Origin of the sequence: Streptomyces sp. NPDC006140 (assembly GCF_040628815.1) — a bacterium.
Lineage (GTDB): Bacteria > Actinomycetota > Actinomycetes > Streptomycetales > Streptomycetaceae > Streptomyces.
Genome location: NZ_JBEXTS010000002.1, coordinates 438,722 through 462,579, shown reverse-complemented (window position 1 = coordinate 462,579; position 23,858 = coordinate 438,722). Strand labels below are relative to the sequence as shown.

Annotated in this window: 26 protein-coding genes; 9 read left to right on the top strand and 17 right to left on the bottom strand. The window is 72.4% G+C overall.

Annotated features, from left to right (window positions below; all coding sequences use genetic code 11):
* Positions 1 to 53 precede the first annotated feature (53 nt).
* The 4 genes from ABZ386_RS07335 to ABZ386_RS07320 all read right to left on the bottom strand — a co-directional run bounded on the left by ABZ386_RS07335 (position 54) and on the right by ABZ386_RS07320 (position 2,558).
* Positions 54 to 470, bottom strand: a complete 417-nt coding sequence (locus ABZ386_RS07335; protein ID WP_198678075.1) for a VOC family protein — start codon at positions 468 to 470, stop codon at positions 54 to 56.
* A gap of 10 nt (positions 471 to 480) precedes the next feature.
* A complete protein-coding gene (locus ABZ386_RS07330; protein WP_198678076.1) occupies positions 481 to 924 on the bottom strand; it encodes a helix-turn-helix transcriptional regulator in 444 nt (147 codons plus the stop codon).
* Between the two features lie 99 nt (positions 925 to 1,023).
* Positions 1,024 to 1,500, bottom strand: a complete 477-nt coding sequence (locus tag ABZ386_RS07325; protein ID WP_356505717.1) for a hypothetical protein — start codon at positions 1,498 to 1,500, stop codon at positions 1,024 to 1,026.
* Positions 1,501 to 1,604: 104 nt separating this feature from the next.
* Positions 1,605 to 2,558, bottom strand: coding sequence for an ROK family protein (locus ABZ386_RS07320; protein WP_356505719.1), 954 nt, complete (start codon positions 2,556 to 2,558; stop codon positions 1,605 to 1,607).
* Positions 2,559 to 2,782: 224 nt separating this feature from the next.
* Between ABZ386_RS07320 and ABZ386_RS07315 the strand changes: the two genes are divergently transcribed.
* A complete protein-coding gene (locus ABZ386_RS07315) occupies positions 2,783 to 3,820 on the top strand; it encodes a LacI family DNA-binding transcriptional regulator (protein WP_355727936.1) in 1,038 nt (345 codons plus the stop codon).
* Between the two features lie 7 nt (positions 3,821 to 3,827).
* Positions 3,828 to 4,643: a hypothetical protein gene (locus tag ABZ386_RS07310; protein ID WP_356505721.1), complete on the top strand. Its 816-nt coding sequence runs from the start codon at positions 3,828 to 3,830 to the stop codon at positions 4,641 to 4,643.
* On the opposite strand, the gene ABZ386_RS07305 is transcribed toward ABZ386_RS07310, so the two are convergent.
* Together ABZ386_RS07305 and ABZ386_RS07300 are read right to left on the bottom strand one after the other, a co-directional pair.
* Positions 4,589 to 6,511, bottom strand: a complete 1,923-nt coding sequence (locus ABZ386_RS07305) for a protein kinase (protein ID WP_358964077.1) — start codon at positions 6,509 to 6,511, stop codon at positions 4,589 to 4,591. The genes ABZ386_RS07310 and ABZ386_RS07305 overlap by 55 nt on opposite strands.
* A gap of 135 nt (positions 6,512 to 6,646) precedes the next feature.
* Positions 6,647 to 7,948 (bottom strand): aldolase/citrate lyase family protein, encoded by a 1,302-nt coding sequence (locus ABZ386_RS07300; protein ID WP_351336692.1) that lies wholly within the window; start codon positions 7,946 to 7,948, stop codon positions 6,647 to 6,649.
* 194 nt (positions 7,949 to 8,142) lie between these two features.
* Between ABZ386_RS07300 and ABZ386_RS07295 the strand changes: the two genes are divergently transcribed.
* Positions 8,143 to 9,048, top strand: coding sequence for an endonuclease/exonuclease/phosphatase family protein (locus ABZ386_RS07295; protein ID WP_358964075.1), 906 nt, complete (start codon positions 8,143 to 8,145; stop codon positions 9,046 to 9,048).
* Positions 9,049 to 9,105: 57 nt separating this feature from the next.
* Here the strand turns inward: ABZ386_RS07295 and ABZ386_RS07290 are convergent, their stop codons facing one another.
* From ABZ386_RS07290 to ABZ386_RS07275, 4 genes are all read right to left on the bottom strand, one after another.
* Positions 9,106 to 10,068: an electron transfer flavoprotein subunit alpha/FixB family protein gene (locus ABZ386_RS07290; RefSeq protein WP_351336697.1), complete on the bottom strand. Its 963-nt coding sequence runs from the start codon at positions 10,066 to 10,068 to the stop codon at positions 9,106 to 9,108.
* Positions 10,069 to 10,122: 54 nt separating this feature from the next.
* Positions 10,123 to 10,911 carry an electron transfer flavoprotein subunit beta/FixA family protein gene (locus ABZ386_RS07285; RefSeq protein WP_351336699.1) on the bottom strand — a complete coding sequence of 263 codons (789 nt, stop codon included), beginning with the start codon at positions 10,909 to 10,911 and terminating at the stop codon, positions 10,123 to 10,125.
* A 218-nt stretch (positions 10,912 to 11,129) separates the two neighbouring features.
* The gene (locus ABZ386_RS07280; protein WP_358964072.1) at positions 11,130 to 11,621 is read right to left on the bottom strand and encodes a flavin reductase family protein; all 492 of its coding nucleotides are present in this window, start codon (positions 11,619 to 11,621) and stop codon (positions 11,130 to 11,132) included.
* Positions 11,622 to 11,727: 106 nt separating this feature from the next.
* The gene (locus tag ABZ386_RS07275) at positions 11,728 to 12,141 is read right to left on the bottom strand and encodes a thioredoxin family protein (protein ID WP_351336705.1); all 414 of its coding nucleotides are present in this window, start codon (positions 12,139 to 12,141) and stop codon (positions 11,728 to 11,730) included.
* Between the two features lie 78 nt (positions 12,142 to 12,219).
* Between ABZ386_RS07275 and ABZ386_RS07270 the strand changes: the two genes are divergently transcribed.
* Both ABZ386_RS07270 and ABZ386_RS07265 read left to right on the top strand, forming a co-directional pair.
* Positions 12,220 to 12,636: a DUF4395 domain-containing protein gene (locus tag ABZ386_RS07270; RefSeq protein ID WP_358964069.1), complete on the top strand. Its 417-nt coding sequence runs from the start codon at positions 12,220 to 12,222 to the stop codon at positions 12,634 to 12,636.
* A 187-nt stretch (positions 12,637 to 12,823) separates the two neighbouring features.
* Positions 12,824 to 13,552, top strand: coding sequence for a lysophospholipid acyltransferase family protein (locus tag ABZ386_RS07265; protein ID WP_351336711.1), 729 nt, complete (start codon positions 12,824 to 12,826; stop codon positions 13,550 to 13,552).
* Positions 13,553 to 13,616: 64 nt separating this feature from the next.
* Here the strand turns inward: ABZ386_RS07265 and ABZ386_RS07260 are convergent, their stop codons facing one another.
* Positions 13,617 to 14,189, bottom strand: a complete 573-nt coding sequence (locus ABZ386_RS07260) for a transglutaminase family protein (RefSeq protein WP_358964066.1) — start codon at positions 14,187 to 14,189, stop codon at positions 13,617 to 13,619.
* 171 nt (positions 14,190 to 14,360) lie between these two features.
* Here ABZ386_RS07260 and ABZ386_RS07255 point away from each other — a divergent pair, with 171 nt between their 5' ends.
* Positions 14,361 to 15,734, top strand: a complete 1,374-nt coding sequence (locus tag ABZ386_RS07255; protein WP_356614929.1) for a hypothetical protein — start codon at positions 14,361 to 14,363, stop codon at positions 15,732 to 15,734.
* Between the two features lie 227 nt (positions 15,735 to 15,961).
* On the opposite strand, the gene ABZ386_RS07250 is transcribed toward ABZ386_RS07255, so the two are convergent.
* The 3 genes from ABZ386_RS07250 to ABZ386_RS07240 are packed head-to-tail and all read right to left on the bottom strand — an operon-like array spanning position 15,962 to position 19,217.
* Complete coding sequence (locus ABZ386_RS07250; protein ID WP_355726232.1) at positions 15,962 to 17,032, bottom strand: low specificity L-threonine aldolase; 1,071 nt, start codon at positions 17,030 to 17,032, stop codon at positions 15,962 to 15,964.
* Positions 17,029 to 17,778, bottom strand: a complete 750-nt coding sequence (locus ABZ386_RS07245; protein WP_351337146.1) for an SDR family oxidoreductase — start codon at positions 17,776 to 17,778, stop codon at positions 17,029 to 17,031. Before ABZ386_RS07245 ends, ABZ386_RS07250 begins: the two co-directional genes overlap by 4 nt.
* A gap of 41 nt (positions 17,779 to 17,819) precedes the next feature.
* Positions 17,820 to 19,217, bottom strand: coding sequence for a DUF6421 family protein (locus tag ABZ386_RS07240; RefSeq protein ID WP_351336721.1), 1,398 nt, complete (start codon positions 19,215 to 19,217; stop codon positions 17,820 to 17,822).
* A 249-nt stretch (positions 19,218 to 19,466) separates the two neighbouring features.
* On the opposite strand from ABZ386_RS07240, the gene ABZ386_RS07235 reads away from it, so the two are divergent.
* Complete coding sequence (locus ABZ386_RS07235) at positions 19,467 to 20,150, top strand: glycerophosphodiester phosphodiesterase family protein (RefSeq protein ID WP_351336724.1); 684 nt, start codon at positions 19,467 to 19,469, stop codon at positions 20,148 to 20,150.
* A gap of 3 nt (positions 20,151 to 20,153) precedes the next feature.
* Here the strand turns inward: ABZ386_RS07235 and ABZ386_RS07230 are convergent, their stop codons facing one another.
* Positions 20,154 to 20,693, bottom strand: coding sequence for a GNAT family N-acetyltransferase (locus ABZ386_RS07230; protein WP_351336727.1), 540 nt, complete (start codon positions 20,691 to 20,693; stop codon positions 20,154 to 20,156).
* Positions 20,694 to 20,765: 72 nt separating this feature from the next.
* On the opposite strand from ABZ386_RS07230, the gene ABZ386_RS07225 reads away from it, so the two are divergent.
* Positions 20,766 to 21,158, top strand: a complete 393-nt coding sequence (locus tag ABZ386_RS07225; RefSeq protein WP_114250510.1) for a VOC family protein — start codon at positions 20,766 to 20,768, stop codon at positions 21,156 to 21,158.
* Between the two features lie 173 nt (positions 21,159 to 21,331).
* On the opposite strand, the gene ABZ386_RS07220 is transcribed toward ABZ386_RS07225, so the two are convergent.
* On the bottom strand, positions 21,332 to 22,261 hold the full coding sequence (locus ABZ386_RS07220) for an N-acetyltransferase (protein WP_358964062.1): 930 nt from the start codon (positions 22,259 to 22,261) through the stop codon (positions 21,332 to 21,334).
* Positions 22,262 to 22,427: 166 nt separating this feature from the next.
* Between ABZ386_RS07220 and ABZ386_RS07215 the strand changes: the two genes are divergently transcribed.
* Positions 22,428 to 23,189, top strand: coding sequence for a VOC family protein (locus tag ABZ386_RS07215; protein ID WP_358964060.1), 762 nt, complete (start codon positions 22,428 to 22,430; stop codon positions 23,187 to 23,189).
* A 60-nt stretch (positions 23,190 to 23,249) separates the two neighbouring features.
* Here the strand turns inward: ABZ386_RS07215 and ABZ386_RS07210 are convergent, their stop codons facing one another.
* Complete coding sequence (locus tag ABZ386_RS07210; RefSeq protein WP_351337148.1) at positions 23,250 to 23,789, bottom strand: MarR family transcriptional regulator; 540 nt, start codon at positions 23,787 to 23,789, stop codon at positions 23,250 to 23,252.
* Positions 23,790 to 23,858 lie beyond the last annotated feature (69 nt).

Below are 23,858 nucleotides of genomic sequence, written 5' to 3'. Positions count from 1 at the left end.
TGCCCCGCGCCGGCCCTCCCGGGTGCGGCGCGGGGTGGGTACTGCGCGGGCCGCTACTGGCCCTTGAGCTGCTGGATGCGGACCATGTTGCCCGCGGGGTCGCGGAAGGCGCAGTCGCGGACGCCGTAGGGCTGGTCCACCGGTTCCTGCACCACCTCGGCGTCGCTCGCCTGCAGCCGCTCGAAGGTGCCGTCGACATCGGGGGTGGCGAGGACGATGCTGGCGTAGGTGCCCTTGGCCATCATCTCGGCGATGGTGCGGCGCTCGTCCTCGGTGATGCCGGGGTCGGCGGCCGGCGGGTGCAGGACGATGTTCGTCCCGGGCTGGCCGGCGGGGCCGACCGTGATCCAGCGCATGCCCTCGTAGCCGACGTCGTTGCGGACCTCGAAGCCGAGGGTGTCGCGGTAGAACGCCAGGGCGGCGTCCGGGTCGTCGTGCGGCAGGAAACTCGCGTGAATGGTGATGTCCATGGCCCCCACGCTAGTTTCGGCTCCCGGCGGGCGCTTCTCGATTCCTGACCGGTCTGGTGACCTGCTTCGCCACGCACGACGGGATCCCGGCGGTCGCGCGCGCCGCCTCCCGCCGGTAGGCGCTCGGCGGCATGCCGACCAGCTCGGTGAAGCGCGTGCTGAAGGTGCCCAGCGACTGGCAGCCGACCTCGAAGCACACCTCGGTGACGCTGAGGTCGCCGCGGCGCAGCAGCGCCATCGCGCGCTCGATGCGGCGCGTCATGAGATAGCTGTACGGCGACTCGCCGTACGCCTGCCGGAACGCGCGGCTGAGGTGCCCGGCCGACATGTGCACTCCCCGGGCCAGCGCCTCGACGTCCAGCGGCTGCGCGTACTCCCGGTCGATCCGGTCCTTGACGCGGCGCAGCCGGGCGAGGTCGCTCAGGCGCTGCGCCGAGGCGGGTCTGCTGCTCACATGCGCGATCGTGTCACATCGCACTGACATGCGGTCGGTTTCCGTGACAGAGCCCGGCATCCCGGACCGGTCCGCGTCAGATGCGGTAACCGGTCTCCGTCAGGTGTAGTAGGTGTCGAACGAGCCGATCCACCAGGCGGCGGGCGGCAGCACGCACAGCTGCACGCCGGCGGTCGTCCAGCACCGGGCGAGGACGGCGATCCCCGCGGTCCACCACGCGGTCGTGCGCAGCATGCTCACCACGCCGGCCTGGTATCCCTGCCCGGTGGGGTCGATCATGCCGGGGTAGCCCATCCAGTCCTCGGTGAAGACGCCGTCGGCCCCGAACACGATGACCGCCGACACCAGCCAGAGGTCGGCCGGCAGGGCCGCCACGGCGAGCGTCACGTCGAAGCGCCGGTACGCGGGCGCCGGGACCAGCAGCCTGGCCGCGAGGTGGCCGTGGCGCCGCGTCCGGTTCGTCCGGTCCCGTGACCGGACGCGCACCAGCGTGACGACGGCGTACCCCAGCGCGGCGAGGGCCGCCGCCCACCCGCCCATGAAGCCCAGCCCGAAGAACAGCATCCCGACGCTCACGCGGGGCCAGATGCCGCCTGGGCCGGAGGGGTTCCTTCCGGATCAAGGGCGGGCGAGCCCCGGGAGACGCCCGGTCCGCACCGCCTGAACGTTCCTGCCCGGTCTCACACCCCTGCCGCGGCGGCGTCCGCACGCTTCGCCAGCGCTGCCGCAGCCGCACCCACCAGGCCCGCGTCGGTGCCCATCTGGGCCGGTGCCACGGTCAGGTGCTGGACGAAGGACAGGGTCGCGTAGCCGCGCAGGGCCTTGCGCAGGGGGGCGAAGAGCAGGTCGCCCGCCTTGCCCACTCCCCCGCCTATGACGACGATGTCGATCTCCACCAGGGTCGCGGTGGCGGCGATCCCGGCGGCCAGGGCCTGGGCGGCCCGGTCGAAGGAGGCGACCGCGACCGGGTCGCCGGACCGGGCGGCGGCGGCCACCGCCGCGGCGGACGTGTCGCCGTCGGGGCCGGGCCGCCAGCCGTTCTCCAGGGCCCGGCGGGCGATGTTGGGGCCGCTCGCGATGCGCTCGACGCAGCCGCGCGAGCCGCACGGGCAGAGATCGCCGTCGAGGTCCACGCTGATGTGGCCGATGTGGCCCGCGTTGCCCGTGGGCCCGGGGTGCAGCCGCCCGCCGAGCACCAGGCCGCCACCGACGCCCGTGGAGACGACCATGCAGAGCGCGTTGTCGTGGCCGCGCGCGGCGCCCTGCCAGTGCTCGGCCGCCGTGATCGCCACACCGTCGCCGATCAGCTCCACGGGCAGGTTCCCGGCCGCGGCCCGGACCCGGGCGACGAGCGGGTAGTCGCGCCAGCCGGGCACGTTCACCGGGCTCACCGTGCCCGCCGATGCGTCGACGGGCCCGGCGCTGCCGATCCCGACGGCCGCGGCGCGCTCCCACAGCGGAGAGACGGCGAGCTCGCCGAGCACCTCCTCCACGGCCCGCATCACGGTGTCGCCGTCCTCCCGGGCGGGCGTCGGCCGCTGGGCGCGGACCAGGATCCGGCCGTGGCCGTCCACCAAGGCGCCGGCGATCTTGGTGCCGCCGATGTCGAGCGCGGCCACGAGGTCGGTGTGCATCAGTGTCGGATCTCCCCGTCAACCATGAGAAAAACGCCGAGAAAAAAGCCATCGGGCAGGACAAGCCGCGGCCCCGGCCCCGCGGCGGTGCCCGGGCCGGAGGGTGCGGTGGACAGTCTCCCCCGAGCCTGACAACGTTGTCCAGGCTCTATGCTCGACGCCACATCCTCATACAAGCCCAGGACCGACGCACCCACGTGGACGACAGGACAGGACACCGCACCGTGCCCCAGACCCATCTCCGCTCCGCAACACGCTACGGCAACCGTCCGACCATGAAGGACGTGGCCGCCCGTGCCGGGGTGGGCCTCAAGACGGTCTCGCGGGTCGTGAACGGAGAGCCCGGGGTCACCCCCGAGACGGAGCGCCGGGTCCAGGAGGCGATCGACGCGCTCGGCTTCCGCCGCAACGACAGCGCCCGGGTGCTGCGCAAGGGCCGCACGGCGAGCATCGGCCTGGTCCTGGAGGATCTCGCGGACCCGTTCTACGGGCCGCTGAGCCGGTCGGTGGAGGAGGTGGCCCGCGCGCACGGCGCCCTGCTGATCAACGGCTCCAGCGCGGAGGACCCCGAGCGCGAGCAGGAGCTGGTGCTGGCCCTGTGCGCGCGGCGGGTGGACGGTCTCGTGGTGATCCCGGCCGGGGACGACCACCGGTATCTGGAGCCGGAGCTCAAGGCGGGGGTCGCCACGGTGTTCGTGGACCGGCCGGCCGGGCACATCGACGCCGACGTGGTGCTGTCGGACAACTTCGGCGGCGCCCGCGACGGCGTCGCCCACCTCATCGCCCACGGGCACCGCCGCATCGGCTTCATCGGCGACATGCCCCGCATCCACACCGCCGCCGAGCGGCTGCGCGGCTACCGGGCCGCGATGGAGGACGCGGGCATACCGGTGGCGGACTCCTGGATGTCCCTCGGCGTCACCGACCCCGAGCGGGTGCGCCGGGCCGCCGAGGCGATGCTGTCCGGCCCGGACCCGGTCACGGCGGTCTTCGCGGGCAACAACCGCGTGACGGTCACGGTGATCCGGGTGCTCGCCGAGCAGTCCCGCCGCGTCGCCCTGGTCGGCTTCGACGACATCGAGCTCGCCGACCTGCTCCAGCCGGGCGTCACGGTGGTCGCCCAGGACGCGGCGGCGATCGGCCGCACCGCCGCCGAGCGTCTCTTCCGGCAGCTGGACGGCACCTTGGTCATCCCCGAACGCATCGAGCTGCCGACCCGGCTGATCACCCGCGGCTCGGGCGAACTCCCCCCGGCGGACTGAGCGGCCCATGGACCGGCACACCGATCGCACGCTGCGGGCACTCGGCCTCGCCGAGGCGCCGCGCGAGCATCCCCTGCTGTATCCGGGGGCGTGGCCGGCGGACTCCGGGCTTCTCGACGGGGACCGCTTCCTGCCGCTGGAACGGCTGGTGCACGAGGACCGCACGCCGGTCCTGGCCATCGGCTCCAACGCCTGCCCGGGGCAGCTGCGGCACAAGATGCTGGAGTTCGGGATCATGTCGCCGCTGCCGATGGTGAAGGCCCGGGTGACGGGCGTCGACGCGGGTGTCTCGGCGCACGTGAGCCGCATGGGGTACGTGTCGGCCTCGCCGGTCGGCGCCCCGGACACCGTGCGGGAACTGTTCGTCCTCTGGCTCGACGCCGAGCAGCTCGCGGTGATCGACGCGAGCGAGGGCGTGCCGGTGCCGGGCGGCAACTTCGACCGGGCCTGGCTGCCCGCGCCGGACGTGCGGATCGACCTGGCGGACGGCACCCGGCTGCCCGGCGCGTACGCCTACGTCAACCGGCACGGCGTCCTGCACGACGGCACGGGCGCGCCGCGCACCCACCCGGGCCAGCGGGAGCTGCTCACCGAGCTGCTGGTGGGTCTGCCGCGCTTCAGGGAGCTGTTCGGCGTCGTGCCCGAGGAGTTCTGCGCGCGGGCTCGGGCCGACCGGCGGCTGTGCGCGCGGGGCACCCGGCTGTTCGTCGAGGAGAAGCTGGTGACGGCCTCCGGGCTGGAGCGGTACGCGGCGGTCTCGGCGCGGCTTCAGCAGACCGGGAGCCCGGGGACCGGCGCGTCGTTGTCGCCGCCCTTGATGTAGACGTCGCTGACCCAGACGTCCGCGTTGCCGCTGTCGTCGTCGGTCTTCGCCCACCAGACGTTGGTCCACTCCCCGGACGTCTCGCGGCGGCCCAGGTTCTGCTGGCAGTAGAAGTAGTTGGTGCCCGCCTTGAGGATGCCCACCTTGGTGCCGGAGGCGGTGTAGGAGTCGGCGGTCTTCCAGACCGTGCAGTTGTACTTGCCGCCGCCGATGGCGTGGCAGGCCGGGTCGGGGGCCGGGGTGGTCGGGGCGCCGCCGGTCGCGCCGCCGTCGCCCGAGCCGCCGCCGGAGGTGCCACCGGCCGATGTGCCGCCGCCGGTCGTGTCACCTGTGGTGCCTCCGGAGGACTTCGCGGGAGCCGAGGTGGAGGGCCGGCCGGACGGCTCGGGCTCCTTGTCGTCGTCGGGCTTCTTGGAGGGGGCCTTGCCCTTCTCGTCGCCTTGCTCGGTGGCCCGCGGGGCGTTGGAGCCGTCGTCGGTGCGGCCGGGTTCGGAGGAGGCCGCGGCGCCGACGGCATCGGTGCGGCCGCCCGAGTCCGTGCTGCCCGAGTCCCTGAGCAGGGCGACCGTGGTGCCGGCGACGCCGAGAACGACGGCGACGGCCGCGGCGGCGAGCAGGGCCCGGGTCTTCTTGCGACGGGCGGCGGGGTGGGGGTCCATCGGGCCGGTGGGGGTGCTGCCGCCCGGCCCTGCCTGCTCGGGCCGGTCATTGCCCGCCGCTCCGGCCGCCGCGGAGATCCCGGAAGCTGCGGAGATCCCGGAGGCCGCGGAGATCCCGGAAGCACCTGGCGCCCCGGGAGCCCCCGGAACCCCGGAAGCCCCGAACGCTCCGAGGCCGTTGGCCGGGCCGAAGCCCGGCGTGCCCTGGCTCTCGTGGGTTCCGCTCGCGCCCGGCTGCGCCTGCTGCGGTGGGCCGAAGCCAGGCGGTACCGACGGCATGCTGCGCTCCGTCTCCGGGCGCGGGGGCGAGGCCGCGGGTCCCCGCAGCGACGACGTCGGTGTGTCCGCGCTGCCCGAGTCCGCCACCGACTGGAGCAGCCGGCGGGCCTGGTCGGCCTCGGGGCGGGACTCGGGGCGCTTCTCCATCAGTTGCCGCAGAACGGGGCCGAGCGGGCCGGCGTTGCGGGGTTCCGGGAGCGGCTCGGTGACGATGGCGGTGAGCGTGGAGAACGTGGACGTCCGGCGGAAGGGCGAGGTGCCCTCGACGGCCGCGTACAGCGTGGCGCCCAGGGCCCAGATGTCGGAGGCGGGGCCCGGGTCGGCGCCCTGGGCGCGCTCGGGGGCCAGGTAGTCGAGGGAGCCGACGAGTTCGCCGCTGCGGGTGAGGTGGGTGGCCGAGCCGTCGCCCGGGTCGTCCATGGTGGCGATGCCGAAGTCGGTGAGGACGACCCGGCCCGAACGGTCGAGCAGGATGTTGCCGGGCTTCACGTCGCGGTGCAGGACGCCCACGCGGTGCGCGGCGGCCAGCGCGTCCATGACCTTCGCGCCGATCCCGGCGACCTCGCGCGGGTCCAGCGTGCCGCGGTCGCGCAGGACGTCGTCCAGGGACGGCCCGTCGACCAGCTCCATGACGATGAGCGGGCGGCCGTCGACCTCGGCGATGTCGTGCACGGCGATGACGCCGGTGTGGCGCACCCGGGCCGCCGCCCGTGCCTCGCGCTGCATCCGCAGTTGCAGACCGGTCAGTTCGGGACCGGCCGCGTCGGTGTAGGTGCGCAGTTCCTTGACGGCGACCTCGCGGCCCAGGACCTCGTCGACGGCCTTCCAGACGACGCCCATGCCGCCGCGCCCCAGCTGGGCCGTGACGCGGTAACGGCCCGCCAGCAGCCGACCGGCCCCGTCCACCTGCCCGTACTCCCCCGTTGACACCGCTGCCCCGTTCCTGTGACCCCACCGGACGTCCCGACACGCCCGTACGTGGCGTACAGACTACGGGGCGGCGGTGACGGCGACAGCCGTCGTCGACGGCTGTGACCATGCCGGTACGTGCGCGCCCGGCAGCCCTCAGGCGGACGCCGTCAGGTTCCCCCGCCGGGGCGTCGCGAAGCTCTCCAGATCGGCCCGGGTCAGGCCGGTCAGGCGGGCGACCTCCCCGATGTCGAGGGCGCCGCAGTCGAGGCCGCGCAGCAGGTAGCCGCTGAGGGCCTTGGCGGTGGCCGGCTCGTCCATGACGTCGCCGCCGGTGCGGTTGGCGTAGCGGGCGAGGCGGCCGGCGGCCTGCTCGAAGCCCTCGCGGTAGAAGGCGAAGACGGCCGCGTAGCGGGTGGGGATGTGGCCGGGGTGCATGTCCCAGCCCTGGTAGTAGGCGCGGGCCAGGGCGCGGCGGGTGAGGCCGTAGTGCAGGCGCCAGGCGGCGTGGACCTTCTCGGTGGGGCCGACCGGCAGGACGTTCGTCGAGCCGTCCGAGACGCGGACGCCCGTACCGGCCGCGGCGACCTGCATGACGGCCTTGGCGTGGTCGGCGGCGGGGTGGTCGCTGGCCTGGTGGGCGGCGGAGACGCCGAGGCAGGCGCTGTAGTCGAAGGTGCCGTAGTGGAGTCCGGTGGCGCGGCCCTCGGCGGCCTGGATCATACGGGCGACGGTGGCGGTGCCGTCGGCGGCGAGAATGGACTGGCTGGTCTCGATCTGGATCTCGAAGCCGATCCGGCCGGGTTCCAGGCCGTGGGTCTTCTCGAAGGCGTCCAGCAGCCGGGCCATGGCGGTGACCTGCTCGGCGTAGGTCACCTTGGGCAGGGTGAGGACCAGTCCGGAGGGCAGGCCGCCGGCCTCCATCAGGCCGGTGAGGAAGATGTCGAGGGTGCGGATGCCCCGGGCGCGCACGGGCGCCTCCATGCACTTCATGCGGATGCCCATGTAGGGGGCCGCGGTGCCGTCCTCGTACGCCTCGGCGATGATCCGGGCGGCGCGGGCGGCGGCCTCGTCCTCCTCGGCGTCGGGGCGGTTGCCGTAGCCGTCCTCGAAGTCGACGCGGAGGTCCTCGATGGGCTCGCGCTCCAGCTTGGTGCGCACGCGCGCGTGGACGGGCTCGGCGAGTTCGTCGGCCAGGCCGAGGACGGCGGCGAAGGAGGCGGCGTCGGGGGCGTGCTCGTCGAGGGCGGCGAGGGCGCGGTCGCCCCAGGAGCGGACGGTGTCGGCGGTGAAGGCGTCGCCGGGCACGTAGACGGTGTGGACGGGCTGGCGGGTGGCGGGGTCTCCGGGATAGCGGCGCTCCAGTTCGGCGTCGACCGGGGCGAGGGAGGCGCTGATCTCCTCGCTGACGGCGCCCGCGAGGCTCGTCGCCACCTTCTCCTGCTGGCCCTGACCCATTCCCAGACCCTCCTGTTTTCCGCTGTACGGAATCAACAATCCGTAGAGCGAAGCTATCGGCCGACCTTCGCCCTGGTCAACACCGTCTTGAAGTGGGCTTCCCCGTCCTTCACCCTTGGTCACTGCCGACCCGCCCTCATCTTCCGTATTCAGCAGGCAAGCTTCATCCTGACGTGCAAGGGGAGGGAGACCACGTGCCGAACGAGGCCGGAGTGACGCGCCGCCACGGGCTCAAGGCGGCTGCGGCCGCCGCCATCTCAGGACCGCTGCTCACCACCGCGGGCCCGACACAGCCCGCTTCCGCCGACGAGCACCCGGGCGCCCTGAACGTCATGACGTTCAACGTCCGCTTCGCGACCGTCGTCGACAAGACACCGCGCTGGGACGTGCGCCGACCGGTGATGCGGGAACTGCTCCGCCGCGAGCTGCCGCACGTCATCGGCACCCAGGAAGGGCTCTACCGGCAGGTGCGCGCGATCGAGAAGGATCTCGGCGGGCACCACGACTGGATCGGCACCGGACGCGGGGGCGGCAGCAAGGACGAGTTCATGGCGGTCTTCTACGACACACGCAGACTCAGCCCGATCGAGTTCGATCACTTCTGGCTGTCCGACACCCCGTACGCGATCGCCTCGAACACCTGGGGCGCGGACTGGCTGCGCATGGTCACCTGGGTCCGTTTCGCCGATCTCGCCGACGGGGGACGGGAGTTCTACGTCCTCAACACCCACCTGGACAGCGTCAGCCAGTACGCCCGGGAGCGCTCCGCGGAGCTCATCGGCGAGACGATCGCCGGGTGGGACCGGTCCTTACCGGTCATCGTCACCGGCGACTTCAACGCGGCCGCCCACGACAACCGGGTGTACGACCTCATGCTGGACATCGGGCTGGTGGACACCTGGGACGCGGCGGCCTCGCGGGGCCCGGCGTACGGGACGCACCACGGCTACCGGAGGCTCAGACCCGGCGGGCGGCGTATCGACTGGATCCTCACCACGCCCGGCGTGACCACGCACTGGGCCGGGATGAACACCTTCAGCGTGGACGGGACGTATCCGAGCGACCATCTGCCGGTGCAGGCCTCGATGACCCTGGGATGAGAAGAGGCCCCCGTGACCGATCGCGCGGTCACGGGGGCCTTCCGCGTGCGGGGCCGATCAGCCCTTGCGGGCCTTGATCTCCTCGGTCAGGGCCGGGACGACGTCGAAGAGGTCGCCGACGACGCCGTAGTCGACGAGGTCGAAGATCGGGGCCTCGGCGTCCTTGTTGATCGCCACGATCGTCTTCGAGGTCTGCATACCGGCGCGGTGCTGGATCGCGCCGGAGATGCCGGAGGCGATGTACAGCTGCGGCGAGACCGACTTGCCGGTCTGGCCGACCTGGTTGGTGTGCGGGTACCAGCCCGCGTCCACCGCGGCACGCGAGGCACCGACGGCCGCGCCGAGGGAGTCGGCGAGGGCCTCGATGATCGCGAAGTTCTCCGCGCCGTTGACGCCACGGCCGCCGGAGACCACGATCGCGGCCTCGGTCAGCTCCGGACGGCCCGTCGACTCACGCGGCGTACGGCCGGTGACCTTGGTGCCGGTGGCCTGCGCGGAGAAGGTCACCGACAGGGCCTCGACCGCGCCGGCGGCCGGGGCGGCCTCCACGGCGGCGCTGTTGGGCTTGACCGTGATGACCGGGGTGCCCTTGGAGACACGGGACTTGGTGGTGAAGGACGCGGCGAACACCGACTGGGTGGCCACCGGGCCCTCGTCGCCGGCCTCCAGGTCGACGGCGTCGGTGATGATGCCGGAGCCCAGGCGCAGCGCCAGGCGGGCGGCGATCTCCTTGCCCTCGGCGGAGGACGGCACCAGCACGGCGGCCGGGGAGACGGCCTCGTGCGCGGCCTGGAGGGCGTCGACCTTCGGTACGACCAGGTAGTCGGCGTACTCGGAGGCGTCGTGGGTGAGGACCTTGACCGCGCCGTGCTCGGCGAGCGTGGCGGCGGTGTCGGCGGCGCCGTTGCCCAGCGCGACGGCGACGGGCTCGCCGATGCGGCGGGCCAGGGTCAGCAGCTCCAGGGTGGGCTTGCGGACGGCACCGTCCACGTGGTCGACGTAGACGAGAACTTCAGCCATGGGACTTCTTCTCTCCTGCTTGCGAAAGATGAGGGGCGGTCAGCGAATCCGGGCTCAGATGAACTTCTGGCCCGCGAGGAACTCAGCGAGCTGCTTGCCGCCCTCGCCCTCGTCCTTGACGATCGTGCCCGCGGTGCGGGCCGGGCGCTCGGCCGCGCCGTCGACGACCGTGTAGGCGCCCTCCAGGCCGACCTCCTCGGCCTCGATGTCGAGGTCGGACAGGTCCCAGGACTCCACCGGCTTCTTCTTGGCCGCCATGATGCCCTTGAAGGACGGGTAACGCGCCTCGCCCGACTGGTCGGTGACCGACACGACGGCCGGCAGGGACGCCTCCAGGTTCTCCGAGGCGGCGTCTCCGTCGCGGCGGCCCTTGACCGTGCCCTCCTCGACGGAGACCTCGGAGAGCAGGGTGACCTGCGGGACGCCCAGGCGCTCGGCGAGCAGCGCGGGCACGACGCCCATGGTGCCGTCGGTGGAGGCCATGCCGGAGATGACCAGGTCGTAGCCGGCCTTCTCGATCGCCTTGGCCAGGACCAGGGAGGTGCCGATGGCGTCGGTGCCGTGGATGTCGTCGTCCTCGACGTGGATCGCCTTGTCCGCGCCCATGGACAGCGCCTTGCGCAGGGCGTCCTTGGCGTCCTCGGGGCCCACCGTCAGGACGGTGATCTCCACGTCGTCGTCGGAGTTCTCGGAGATCTGCAGCGCCTGCTCGACCGCGTACTCGTCGAGCTCGGAGAGCAGACCGTCCACGTCGTCCCGGTCGACGGTCAGGTCATCGGCGAAGTGCCGGTCGCCAGTGGCGTCGGGCACGTACTTCACAGTGACAACGATCCTCAAGCTCACGCCGGCTCTCCTACTGCATCGTCATTTCTCGGCTGCCTCTTGCAGGCAGCATAGGCGCCTCAAGCGGCCGATCCCGGTCGGGGCGACCCACGCTCCGAGCGAAATATTACTCGTCAGTACATCCAGTTCGTTCCCGCTAAGCAAGCGCTTTGAACTGTGACCTTCGCAACGCAGCGTAACCGGAACTCGACGGTCACGCAGCCCGGGGGGACACCCGGTCAGTCGCCCAGGCGCTGGAAGCGTCCCTGGTGGTAGAGGAGCGGGCGGCCGGTGCCCGTGGGGTCGCCGTGCACGACCTCGGCGATCACGATCCGGTGGTCCCCGGCGGGGACGCGTGTGACGACCCGGCCCACCAACCAGGCGAGCACGCCGTCGAGCACGGGGACCCCCTCGGGTCCCTCGCGCCAGGCGGTGGGCGCCGCGAAGCGGTCGGCCCCGCTGCGGGCGAACGTGGCGGCGAGTTCCTGCTGGTGCTCGCCGAGGATGTGGACGCCGACGTGGCCGGTCGCCGCGATCGCGGGCCAGCTGGAGGCGCCGGTGCCTATGCCGAAGGACAGCAGGGGCGGCTCGGCGGAGACGGAGGTGAGGGACGTCGCGGTGAAGCCCACCGGACCGGCGTCGCCACGGGCGGTGATGACGGCCACTCCCGCCGCGTGCCGCCGGAAGACCGAGCGCATGAGGTCGGTCGTGGCGAGAAGGTCCGCAGGCATGGGGTCAGGCTGACGATAAATGGTACGCACAGTCAAGTTCGTTCCGTGATGTGGGAGATGGCTCACTGGCGGTTCCGCACTCTCGCACCGCCTCCCGCCGGACCCCTCACACCGCCTCCCCCAGAGCGGCGATCACATCGGCCTTGCGCGGCTGGCCGGTGGCCCGTCGCACCACCCGGCCGTCGGCGTCCAGGACCAGCACGGTCGGGGTCTTGAGGATGTCCAGCCGGCGCACGAGGTCCAGATGGGCCTCCGCGTCGATCTCGACGTGGGTCACGCCCGGGACCAGGCCTGCCACCTCGCCGAGAACCCGCCGGGTGGCCCGGCAGGGCGCGCAGAACGCGCTGGAGAACTGCACGAGCGTGGCCCGCTCGCCGAGTTCCGTGCCCAGCTCCGCCGCATCGAGCCGTTTGCCGTCGTCCCGCCCGCGCACCCGCACTCTCCCGCTCCGCCGCCGTCGCAGCACTCCGTAGGCGCTCGCCGCCGCGAGCACCAGCACACACACCACCAGTCCGGTCATCACCCGCTACAAGCGTTCACGAGACCGCAAAGATTCCCGCCCTCCCAACGGGCCCGCCCTGCGGAATGCTTGGTTCCCATGGACATCGACGCACGAGGGCCGCGCTTCGGCGCGGCCGTGACGACCGCCGTCCTGGCGGTCGTCCTGGTCACGGGGAACGCGTGGCTGCTGGCCTGGCAGACGCTGGCGTTCCTGCTGGGCGCGGCGGGCGGGGTGGGCCGCTCGCCGTACGGCCTGCTGTTCGCCAAGGCCGTACGGTCCCGGCTCGGGCCGCCGACCGAGTTCGAGGCGCCCGAACCGCCGCGCTTCGCCCAGGCGGTGGGGCTGCTCTTCGCCGGACTCGGGCTCGTCGGCTACACCCTGGTCCCTGACTGGCTGGGGCTCGCGGCGACCGGTGCCGCGCTCGCCGCCGCCTTCCTGAACGCCGCTTTCGGGTACTGCCTGGGCTGCGAGTTGTACCTGCTCATCCGCCGGGTCACGGTACGCGCGGAGTAATGCGCGCGTAAAAGCACGAGGTGGGATCCGGCGGCGACGTGACGAGAATCTCCTCCCCCACGGGCACGGGGACTGGCTACCCGGCCGTTCTTCGGGCACGATCTGCGACAAGCCGTAAACCTACGGCTGCGTAACTTGTCCGCTGGGAATCCCTTCCCAGGCAGAGCAGGAAGGGTCCGAACCGCCCATGGCAGAGCTCGTCTACCGCCCCGTCGTCGGTTTCGCCCGCACGCTGTTCAAGGTGTGGGACCTCAAGATCGACTGTCAGGGTTCGGAGAACATCCCGCGCTCGGGCGGCGCCGTGTTGGTGAGCAACCACATCAGCTACCTGGACTTCGTCTTCAACGGCCTGGCGGCGCTGCCGCAGAAACGTCTCGTGCGCTTCATGGCGAAGGAGTCCGTCTTCCGCCACCGCATCTCGGGCCCCCTGATGCGCGGCATGAAGCACATCCCGGTGGACCGCAAGCAGGGCGAGGCGGCGTACGCGCACGCCTTGGACTCGCTGCGGTCGGGCGAGATCGTCGGGGTCTTCCCGGAGGCGACGATCTCGCAGTCGTTCACGCTGAAGAGCTTCAAGTCGGGTGCCGCGCGTCTGGCCCAGGAGGCCGGCGTCCCGCTGGTCCCGATGGCCGTGTGGGGCACCCAGCGGCTGTGGACCAAGGGCCACCCGCGCAACTTCAAGCGCAGCCACATCCCCATCACGATCCGGGTCGGCGAGGCGATCGAGGCCTCCCGCGACAAGTACGCGGGTGCCATCACGCGCCAGGTGCGCGAGCGCGTCCAGGAGCTCCTGGAGGCCGCCCAGCGCGCCTACCCGGTGCGCCCGAAGGGCCCGGAGGACACCTGGTGGATGCCGGCCCACCTCGGCGGCACGGCGCCGACGCCGGAGCAGGTGCGGGAGGCCGAGGCGCACTGACGCGCCCGGTCCGCGCGACGCGGTCGACGCCCTCGCCCCCGGAAGGGAGCGGGTGGGCGGGGCCTCAGAGCGCGGTGGGGAGCGTCCGCCACAGGTGGGGCCGGTCGCGAGCCGCTTTCAGGGTGTCGAGTACGACCGGGTGCGGCGCCGCGTACAGGACCGGGTAGTCCCGTTCACCGGATGCCGGGTCGGGTGTGAAGGCGAGCCGCTCGCCGTCGAGGGAGAACCGCGCGTCCACGCCCGGCTTGTTGCCCCGGGGGTCCTGCCGGTGCCAGGCGCCGTGGAAGCGGACGGCGACCAGCCCGTGCACCTCGTCGAACTTCTGGTAGCAGAGCGCGGTCGGGATGTCCTCGGCCCGCAGCAGCGCGGCCAGCGCGTGGGCCTTGGCGTAGCAGATGCCGGTGCGCTGTTCCAGGACATCGGAAGCGCGCCAGGTGACGCAGAGGTCGCCGGAGTCCTGCGAGTGGGGAATGGTGTCGCGCACGAATTCGAACGCGGCCCGCGCATACTCATACGAGTCCGCCACGCCCTGAGCGAGCTTCGCGGCCGTCTCGCGCACGCGCGGATGGTCGTGGTCGATTGCCTCATCAGCGGCCAAGTACGCGGACAGGTCAGGGGTTTCCTGGATCAGCTGCATGCGGCCAGAGCATAGGGAGAGACCACTCCCCGGTCAATGAATTTTCCCTCAAGCGCATATGTATGCAGCGCTCGGGAGAACGGCTGAACACCGCCGCAACCCTTCGCCCCGGCACAACCCTTCCCGTCCCCCGCCGGTCTCGGCTCAGCGGATCAGCGACAAGGAGACGGCATGAAGCATCTACAGCGCCTGCTGGGCGTGGCGCTCGGCGGCTGCGCCCTCGTGGCGGCCGGGACGGCGGCCGGGCCCGCGTACGCCCTGGAGAACGAGTTGTGGATCAGCGCACCGTACGAGACGGTGCTGCCCGGCGCGGACGCGGACGGCAACGCGCGGGAGCGCACCCTGGACGTGCGGGTGAGCCGGGATGTCGCCGACGGCAGGGTGCCGGCGGGGCGGCTGACGGTCGACGTGAGCGAGGTCGCCGCCTTCGCTCGGGTGGCGTGGCCCGCGAACTGCGTGCCCGAGACGGAGGCCAGGGCGGTCTGCGCGTTCCCGGAGATGCCCGACGGGACGGAGAGCGTGCCGGCCGCCACGTTCCGGCTGAGCGCGCTGCCGGGGGCCGACACCGGCGCCTCGGGATACGTGCGCTACTCGGCCGCCGCCGGTGACCTGACGTCCCACGCCGGTGAGACGCGGGTCGGCGTGGGCAACGGGCCGGACCTCGGGCTCGGCCCGGTCGACGACCAGCGGGGCCTGCGGCCGGGCACCGAGACGAGCGTGCGGGCGACGCTGTCCAACAGCGGCAACCGCACCGCCGAGCGCACACTGCTGTGGCTCGACGCCTCGTACGGCCTGCGCTTCAAGGAGCGGCACGCGAACTGCGAGTACCGGCAGGACGACCGGGGCACCTCCGCCCTGTGCGTGCTGGACGAGTCGGTGGCCCCGGGGCAGCGGTACGCGCTCGGCACGCGGCTCGGCGTCGGGCGGAACGCGCTGTACGAGCGGTTCGACCACTCCGTCCAGCCCTACTCGGACGAGGCGTACCAGGAGGCCCGCGGCGAGTGGACGTGGACCAGGGGGACGGGTTCGGAACTGGACCTGCGCCCCCTGGCCGCCCGGTCCGTGGCCTCGGAGCCCGACATCGACCCTCAGGACAACTACGGGAGCGTCATCCTCGAGGCCCGGAACACCGCCGACCTGAAGCTCACCGGCAGCAAGGTGCGCGGCGCAGCGGGCGAGACCGTGACGGCCCAGGTCACCGTCCTCAACCGCGGCCCGGCGTGGGTGGCGTCGCTGGGCGCGGGAGCGGCGGTGGCGACGGTGCGGTTCCAGGCGCCGGAGGGCACCACGGTCGTGATCCCGCCGGAGGAGGAGAACTGCTGGCCCTCGGGCGACGGCGCGTCCCCCGCGACCTACTACTGCAAGACGCCGATCTACCTGCACGACAAGGCGTCGTACACCTTCGACATCCGGTTGCGGATCGACCGTGTGGTGCGCGGGGCGCAGGCCACCGTGGCGACCGTCAACGACGATCCCGAGCTGAGCATCCGGGAGTTCGACCCGAACCTGCGCAACAACAGCGCGCGGATCGTCGTCAACGGCTGAACCGGGGCGGGGAGGTGGCCCTAGGGGGTGTCCGCAAAGTCGCGCCGTTCGCCCGGAGGGCGGGCCCTGCGGCGTCTGGTGCGTGCTCTCGGCGTGCCGGGCCCTGGCCCACGTACTGGATGTACTTGGGTCGGGGCCCGGTGCGGCGAGTGGGGGTACCCCCTGCTCGAAGAGCTTGGGGGAGCGTGCCAGGCGTCGCGGGGCAGGCGGGACTTTGCGGACACCCCCTAGCGGGCCATCTCCTCCTTCAGCGCCGCCACGAAGGCGTCCACGTCGTCCTCGGTCGTGTCGAAGGCGCACATCCAGCGGACGTCGCCCGCGGCCTCGTCCCAGAAGTAGAAGCGGAAGCGCTTCTGCAGGCGCTCGCTCACGTCGTGGGGCAGGCGGGCGAAGACCGCGTTGGCCTGCACCGGGTAGAGGATCTCCACGCCGTGCACGGCCCGCACGCCCTCGGCGAGGCGCTGCGCCATCTCGTTGGCGTGGCGGGCGTTGCGCAGCCACAGGTCCCGGGCGAGCAGGGCCTCCAGCTGCACCGACACGAAGCGCATCTTGGAGGCGAGCTGCATGGACAGCTTGCGCAGGTGCTTCATGTGGCTGACGGCGTCCTGGTCGATCACCACGACGGCCTCGCCGAAGAGGGCGCCGTTCTTCGTGCCGCCCAGGGAGAGGATGTCGACGCCGGCCGCGTTGGTGAGCGTCCGCATCGGGACGTCCAGGGTGGCGGCGGCGTTGGCCAGCCGGGAGCCGTCCAGGTGCACCTTCATGCCGTGCGCGTGGGCGTGGTCGCAGATCGCGCGTATCTCGTCGGGCGTGTAGACCGTGCCCAGTTCGGTGGCCTGGGCGATCGAGACGACCTGCGGCATCGCGCGGTGCTCGTCGTCCCAGCCGTATGCCTGCCGGTCGATCAGCTCGGGGGTGAGCTTGCCGTCCGGCGTCGGGACGGTGAGCAGCTTCAGGCCGCCGACCCGCTCGGGCGCCCCGCACTCGTCGACGTTGATGTGCGCGCTCTCGGCGCAGATCACCGCGCCCCAGCGGTCGGTGACCGCCTGGAGGGCGACGACGTTCGCGCCGGTGCCGTTGAAGACCGGGAACGCCTCGGCCGTGGGCCCGAAGTGGCTGCGGACGACGCTCTGCAGGTTCTCGGTGTAGGCGTCCTCGCCGTAGGCGACCTGGTGCCCGCCGTTGGCCAGGGCCAGGGCGGCGAGCACCTCCGGGTGGGCGCCGGCGTAGTTGTCGCTGGCGAATCCGCGGACGTCGGGGTCGTGATGGCGGCGGGCGTCGGTCTTCGGCGGGTTCACGGCTTCTCGGTGAGCCACAGACGGTTTCCGTTCACTTCGGCGGCGGGCTTCTCCCAGACCCCGGCGATGGCCTCGGCCAGGTCCTTGACGTCGGTGAAGCCCGCGAACTTCGCGTTGGGGCGCTCGGCGCGCATCGCGTCGTGCACCAGTGCCTTCACCACCAGGATCGCAGCCGCCGACGTCGGGCCCTCGGGGCCCCCGGCCTTGCGGAAGTAGTCGGCCATGGCCAGCGTCCACGCCTCGGCGGCCGCCTTGCCGGCGGCGTACGCGGCGTTGCCCGCGGTGGGCTTGCTGGCGCCGGCGGCGCTGATCAGCACGTACCGGCCGCGGTCGCTGCGCTGGAGGGCCTCGTGGAAGGCGAGGGAGGTGTGCTGGACGGTGCGCACCAGCAGCATCTCCAGGAAGTCCCAGTCGTCCAGGCTGGTCCGGGTGAAGGTCTCGCTGCCGCGCCAGCCGCCGACGAGGTGGACCAGGCCGTCGACGCGGCCGAAGTCCTTCTCGATGCGGTTCGCCCAGTCGCGGGTGGCCTGCAGGTCGAGCAGGTCGACCGTGTCGCCGGTGACGGTGGCGCCGCCGGTCGCGTAGCTCGCCGCGTCCACCGCCTCCGCCAGCCGCTCCGGGTCGTTGTCGGAGCCGATGACGGTGGCCCCCGCCTCGGCCAGCCTGAGCAGCGCGGCCCGCCCGGCGGGTCCTCCCGCTCCGGCCACCGCGATCACCGCGCCGCTGAGCGCCCCGTTCCCCGCCATGGTCTTCGCCTCCTGAGCCGTGTTCTCGCTTCGCCGATCGCTCACGCGGCGATCCGCTCGGCGCCGTCCGCCGTGATGCCCTTGGTGGAGGCGATCACGTTCTTCAGCTTCTTGGACAGTGCCTCATAGAACATGCTCAGCGGAAACTCGTCCGGAAGCACGTCATCGACGAGTTTCCGCGGCGGCTGCGTCAGGTCCAGGGCGTCGGGGCCCTTGGCCCACTTGGAGCCCGGGTGCGGGGAGAGGTAGGTGGCGACCAGCTCGTAGCCGGCGAACCAGTGGACGAGCTTGGGGCGGTCGATGCCGTCGCGGTACAGCTGCTCGATCTCGGCGCACAGCTCGTTGGTGACCTGCGGGGCGCGCTCCCAGTCGATGGAGAGCTTGTTGTCGGTCCAGCGGACGACATCGTGCTTGTGCAGGTAGGCGAAGAGGAGCTGGCCGCCGAGGCCGTCGTAGTTGCGGACGCGCTCGCCGGTGACCGGGAAGCGGAACATGCGGTCGAAGAGGACCGCTACCTGGACGTCACGGGCCTGCGGGACGCCCTCGGCCGCCAGCTTCACGGCCTCCTTGAAGGCAGTGAGGTCGCAGCGCAGCTCCTCCAGGCCGTACATCCAGAACGGCTGGCGCTGCTTGATCATGAACGGGTCGAACGGCAGGTCGCCGTGGCTGTGGGTGCGGTCGTGGACCATGTCCCACAGCACGAACGCCTCCTCGCAGCGCTTCTGGTCGTGGACCATCGCGGCGACGTCCTCGGGCAGCTCCAGGCCGAGGATGTCGACGGCGGCGTCGGTCACGCGGCGGAAGCGGGCGGCCTCGCGGTCGCAGAAGATGCCGCCCCAGGTGAACCGCTCCGGCGCCTCGCGCACCGCGATGGTCTCCGGGAACAGCACGGCGGAGTTGGTGTCGTAGCCGGACGTGAAGTCCTCGAACTTGATGCCGCAGAACAGCGGGTTGTCGTAGCGGGTGCGCTCCAGTTCGGCCAGCCAGTCCGGCCAGACCATGCGCAGCACGACCGCTTCGAGGTTGCGGTCCGGGTTGCCGTTCTGCGTGTACATCGGGAAGACGACCAGGTGCTGGAGGCCGTCCGCGCGGTTCGCGGCGGGCTGGAAGGCCAGCAGCGAGTCGAGGAAGTCGGGCACGCGGAAGCCGTCGTCGGCCCACCGGCCGAGGTCCTTGACCAGGGCCTCGTGGTAGGCGCTGTCGTGCGGGAGCAGCGGGGAGAGCTCCAGCACCGCGTCGGCGACCCGGCGGACGGCGAGTTCGGCGTCGGCGGGGTCGGGCGCGCCCTCGGCGTCGAAGTCGATCGATCCGTCCTTGGACTGCCATGGCCGGATCCGCTCCACGGCATCCTTGAGCACGGGCCATGCCGGGTGCTCCACCACCCTGGCCACGGGAGGAACCCGCTCCTCCGAACCCACCGGCACAAGAATTTCCGTCATGTCCCATCCTCCACGGGAGAATCTCGCGTACCCCGACCGTATACACACGAGGTTCCTCCCAGCAAGGGCCACCTCGGGAAATTATCCTGCCCGACCCCGGCCTTCACCGCACTTTTTCCTGCCGGTCATGCTTGTGCCCGTATGCGCGCCGACCATGCGCTCACTCTCTGCACGGGGTGGGTACAGGCGATACGGTCAGGTGGGCCGTCAGGCCCCCAGTGCCGCCTGTCGACGGAAGAGAGTCGCGTCTTGAACTTCCTCACCATCGGTCACCGCGGAGTCATGGGTGTGGAACCCGAGAACACCCTCCGGTCCTTCGTCGCCGCCCAGGAGGCGGGCCTCGACGCCATCGAACTCGATCTGCACCTGAGCAAGGACGGCGCGCTCGTCGTCATGCACGACACGGATGTGGACCGCACGACCGACGGCACCGGGCCGATCGCCGAGAAGACCCTCGCCGAGCTGCGGGCCCTGGACGCGGGGCGGGGCGAGCGGGTGCCGGTCTTCGAGGAGGTCCTGGAGGCCGTCCAGGCGCCGCTCCAGGCCGAGATCAAGGACGCGCAGGCGGCGCGGGCCCTGGCGCGGGTGATGAACGAGCGGGGGCTGGCCGGGCGGGTGGAGGTGTCCTCGTTCCACGACGAGGCGATCGCCGAGATCAAGCCACTGGTGCCGGGGGTGCGCACCGCGCTCATCGCCAGCCGCTATGGCACCGACATCGTGGATCGCGCCGTCGCGGCCGGTGCCGAGACCGTCTGCCTGAACATCCGCCGGCTCACCCTGGAGATCGTGGAGCGCGCCCGCGAGGCCGACCTGAGGATCATCGGCTGGGTGGTGAACACGCAGGACCATCTGCGCCTGGTCCGCGCCTTCGGCCTGGACGGCGCCACCACCGACCACCCGGACATCAAGCGCACGGGGCGCTTCACGGCGTAGGGGCTAGCCGAGCTCCTTCACGAGCAGCTCGAACTGCAGGTCGTCGCGCCGGGGGATGCCGAAGCGCTCGTCGCCGTACGGGAAGGGGGTCATCCGGCCCGTGCGGCGGTAGCCGCGGCGCTCGTACCAGGCGATGAGGTCGTCGCGGACGGAGATCACGGTCATGTGCATCTCCTTGACGCCCCAGCTCTCCCGGGCCTGCCGCTCCGCCTCCGCGATGATCACCTTGCCGAGGCCGGCGCCCTGGAGCGCGGGGCTGACCGCGAACATGCCGAAGTAGGCGTGGTCACCGCGGTGCTCCAACTGGCAGCAGGCGACGATCCGGCCCTCCCGCTCCACGGTCACCAGCCGGCTGTCGGGCGACTTGATGACGGCCAGCACACCCTCGGGGTCCGTCCGCTGCCCTTCCAGGATGTCCGCCTCGGTGGTCCACCCGACGCGGCTGGAGTCGCCCCGGTACGCCGACTCGATCAGCGCGACCAGCTCGTCCACGTCGGCGTCGGTGGCGTCGCGGTAGGTCAGTGCGGTGGCGAGGGTGTCCATGGGCGTACGTCTCCGTGTCCTGGGCGCGGCTCGGGCAGGGATGAGCGTAACCCTGCCACTAGGCTCCCGTGCATGGTGCATGTACTCAGCAGCCGGATCCTGCTCCGTCCCGCCGACCCCGAGAAGTCCCGTGCCTTCTACGGCGAGCAGTTGGGCCTCGCCGTGTACCGGGAGTTCGGCACGGGGCCCGAGCGCGGCACGGTCTACTTCATGGGCGGCGGCTTCCTGGAAGTCTCGGGCCGGTCCGGGACTCCCCCGGAGCCCGCCGTCCGCCTGTGGCTCCAGGTCGACGACGTCGCGGCGGCACAGGACGAGCTGCGGGCGAAGGGCGTGGAGATCGTACGGCCGCCGGTGAAGGAGCCGTGGGGGCTGGTCGAGATGTGGATCGCGGATCCGGACGGGACGCCGATCGTGCTGGTGGAGGTCCCCGCCGACCACCCGATGCGCTACCGGCCGGGCATCTGAGGTCGCCCGGGGCGGTGCTCCCAGCCCCGGTCGGTCCGGGTCAGTTCACAGAAGCCCGCCCCGGTCAGAAGGTCGGGCATGCGGGTGTCGGCGGCCCCTTCGTAGGCGACGAGCCGGTCGATGCCGCACAGGCGAAGCCAGTCGGCGGCCTGGGCTAGGGCCTGTCGTTTGGATCAGGTCGCAGGGAAGCGACGGTGCTTTTCAGCGCCGGTGAGCGGGGTCTGGCGCGTGCGGCTGCAAGGCGGAGGAGGGCGTCGACGCGGAGCGTCGGCAACCGACGACAACGCGGCAGATGTGCGTGCCAGACCCCGCGTCTGCGGCGTGATCCAAACGACAGGCCCTAGGAGCCGGTGTTCCAGGCCGGTGCCGTGCTGCCCGCGGTCGATGTGCAGATTGCCGATGTCGGCGAGGCCCGCCGCGCGGGCGTGGCGCTCCGGGCGGGCCAGGGCCGTGCCGACCTCGATGAAGCCGAGGGCGTGGCCCTCGGCGCGGGCCGTGAAGCGGGTGCCGCACTCCCCCAGCGTGCGCTCGACCGTGACGCCCGGCCGGGGTTCGTGGGCCGGCAGGTCGGCCACGCGGGCGATCAGGATGACCTCGGTGTCCCCGACGTGCTGGAACCCGGCGCGTTCGTAGACGGCCCGGACGTGCGGCCAGGGGCGGGGCACGCCGTAGACGAGGGGGGCGGGGAGCGCGCCGTCGGCGTACCGGACGCGGGCCTTCCAGCGGGCGAACTGCGCCAGGCAGGCCCGCATCAACCCGTCCGCGGCCCGGTCGGTGTCCGGCCGGAGGGCCGCCGGCGGGCGGTGGACGAACCAGTTGATCTCGGCGGCGCCCCGGTAGGCCGCGCCCACCCCGGCGTCGGCGCGGTAGCGCAGCAGGTGGGCCGCGGCGACGAGGTGCTCGCGCTGCTCGGCGACGAGCGTCGTCCGCTCGGCCACCCACGGGTCGGTGACGAACTCGCCGGGCTGCCGTTCCAGATCGCCGAGGACGGTGTTCACGGAGACGGAGACGCCGGGGGCGACCGCCGCCACGGGCAGGTTGACCAGGTCGGTGAGCTGGTCGCGGTCGGTTCGGCGGAAGGGGCGCACCTCGGGTGCGGGCATGGCGTACCTCCGGGCGGGGTGAAGAAAACTGGAGGCCGCCACGCGGTGCGGTACGGGGGGAGGGTACGCCGGGGCGGGCGACGCACACCAGTGGGTTTTCCCCGATGGCAGGCAGCCCCGGCGGCGGCTTAGCGTGCTGGAGGGGGTTTCCTGCGGAAGGAACGCCATGAAGCTCGACGCACCGGTGACCGGCGGGCCCTGCTGGACCGAGTTGGGGACCAGCGATCTGGAGGCGGCCCAGCGGTTCTACACCCGGCTGTTCGGCTGGCGGCCCGAGAGGGACCCCCGGCAGGAGGCGGGCTGCTACACCGTCGCGCACGTCGGGGACGCGGCCGTCGCCGCGCTCGCCCCGCTCTACCAGCCGTCGCAGCCGGTCGCCTGGAACGTGTCGTTCGCGGTGGCCGACGCGGACGCTGCCGCCCGTGCGGTGACGGAGGCGGGCGGTGCGGTACCGCTCGGCCCGATGGACGTGTTCGACGCGGGCCGTTTCGCGGTGGCCGCCGACCCGGGCGGTGCCGCGTTCCAGTTGTGGCAGGCGGGGACCTTCCCGGGCGCCGCGCTGTTCAACGCGCCCGGGGCGCTGGGCTGGGTGGAGCTGTTCACGCGGGATCCGGAACAGGCCGTGGCCTTCTACACGCAGGTGTTCGACTGGAGCGTCGACGCCGGGGAGCGCTACACCCGGTGGGGTGTCGGCGGCGCCGGCTTCGGCGGCATGGTGACGATGGACGACAAGTTCCCGCCCGAGGTGCCGCCGCACTGGCTGCCGTACTTCGCGGTGGCGGACGTGGACGACACGACCGCCGTCGTCCAGCGGCACGGCACCGTCCTGATGGTGCCGACGTCCGTGCCCGACGGGCCGCGCATCGCGGTGCTGCGGGACCCGCAGGGGGCGATGTTCGGCGTGTACCGGGCCGGTGACGGTTTCTGAGGCGACGGTGGTGACCCGGACTGTCCGCAGACGTCGCCCCGCCGTGCGGACGGTTCGGGCTCAGGCCCGCAACGCGCCGAGGCGGCCCTCCAGCTGGCCCAGCAACTCGCCGAGCAGCGCGGCGAGTTCGCCCTGCTCGGGGCCGTCGAGGCCGGACAGGACGGCGGTCTCGTAGGCGAGCTGGGCGGGCAGGATGCCGTCGACGAGGTCACGTCCGGTGTCGGTGAGGCGGAGGTGGACGACACGGCGGTCGCGGCTGTCGCCGCGGCGTTCGACCAGGCCGCGCTCGGTCAGCTGCTTCAGGCGCTTGGTGACGGCGGCGCCCGAGGAGAAGGTCTCCCGCGCCAGCTCCCCGGGGGTCAGCTCGTGCCCGGTGCGGCGCAGCGCGCCGAGCAGGTCGAACTCGGGTCGGCTCAGTCCCGCCCGGCGCAGCGGGGCGTCCTCGGCCTGCTGGAGGAGGGCGGCGCAGCGGTTGATACGGCCGATGACCTCCATGGGCCCGGTGTCGAGACCGGGGTGCACGGCCCGCCACTGCCGGACGACGGCGGCGACGGTGTCCTCCCGCCGCCCACCGCCCAGTTCCTCTCCGGCCGTGGGCATCCCACCGCCCGGATCACCGCCGATCGCGAACACATCGGTGGTCGGGGCCTGCTCGGCCGGACGCCCGCC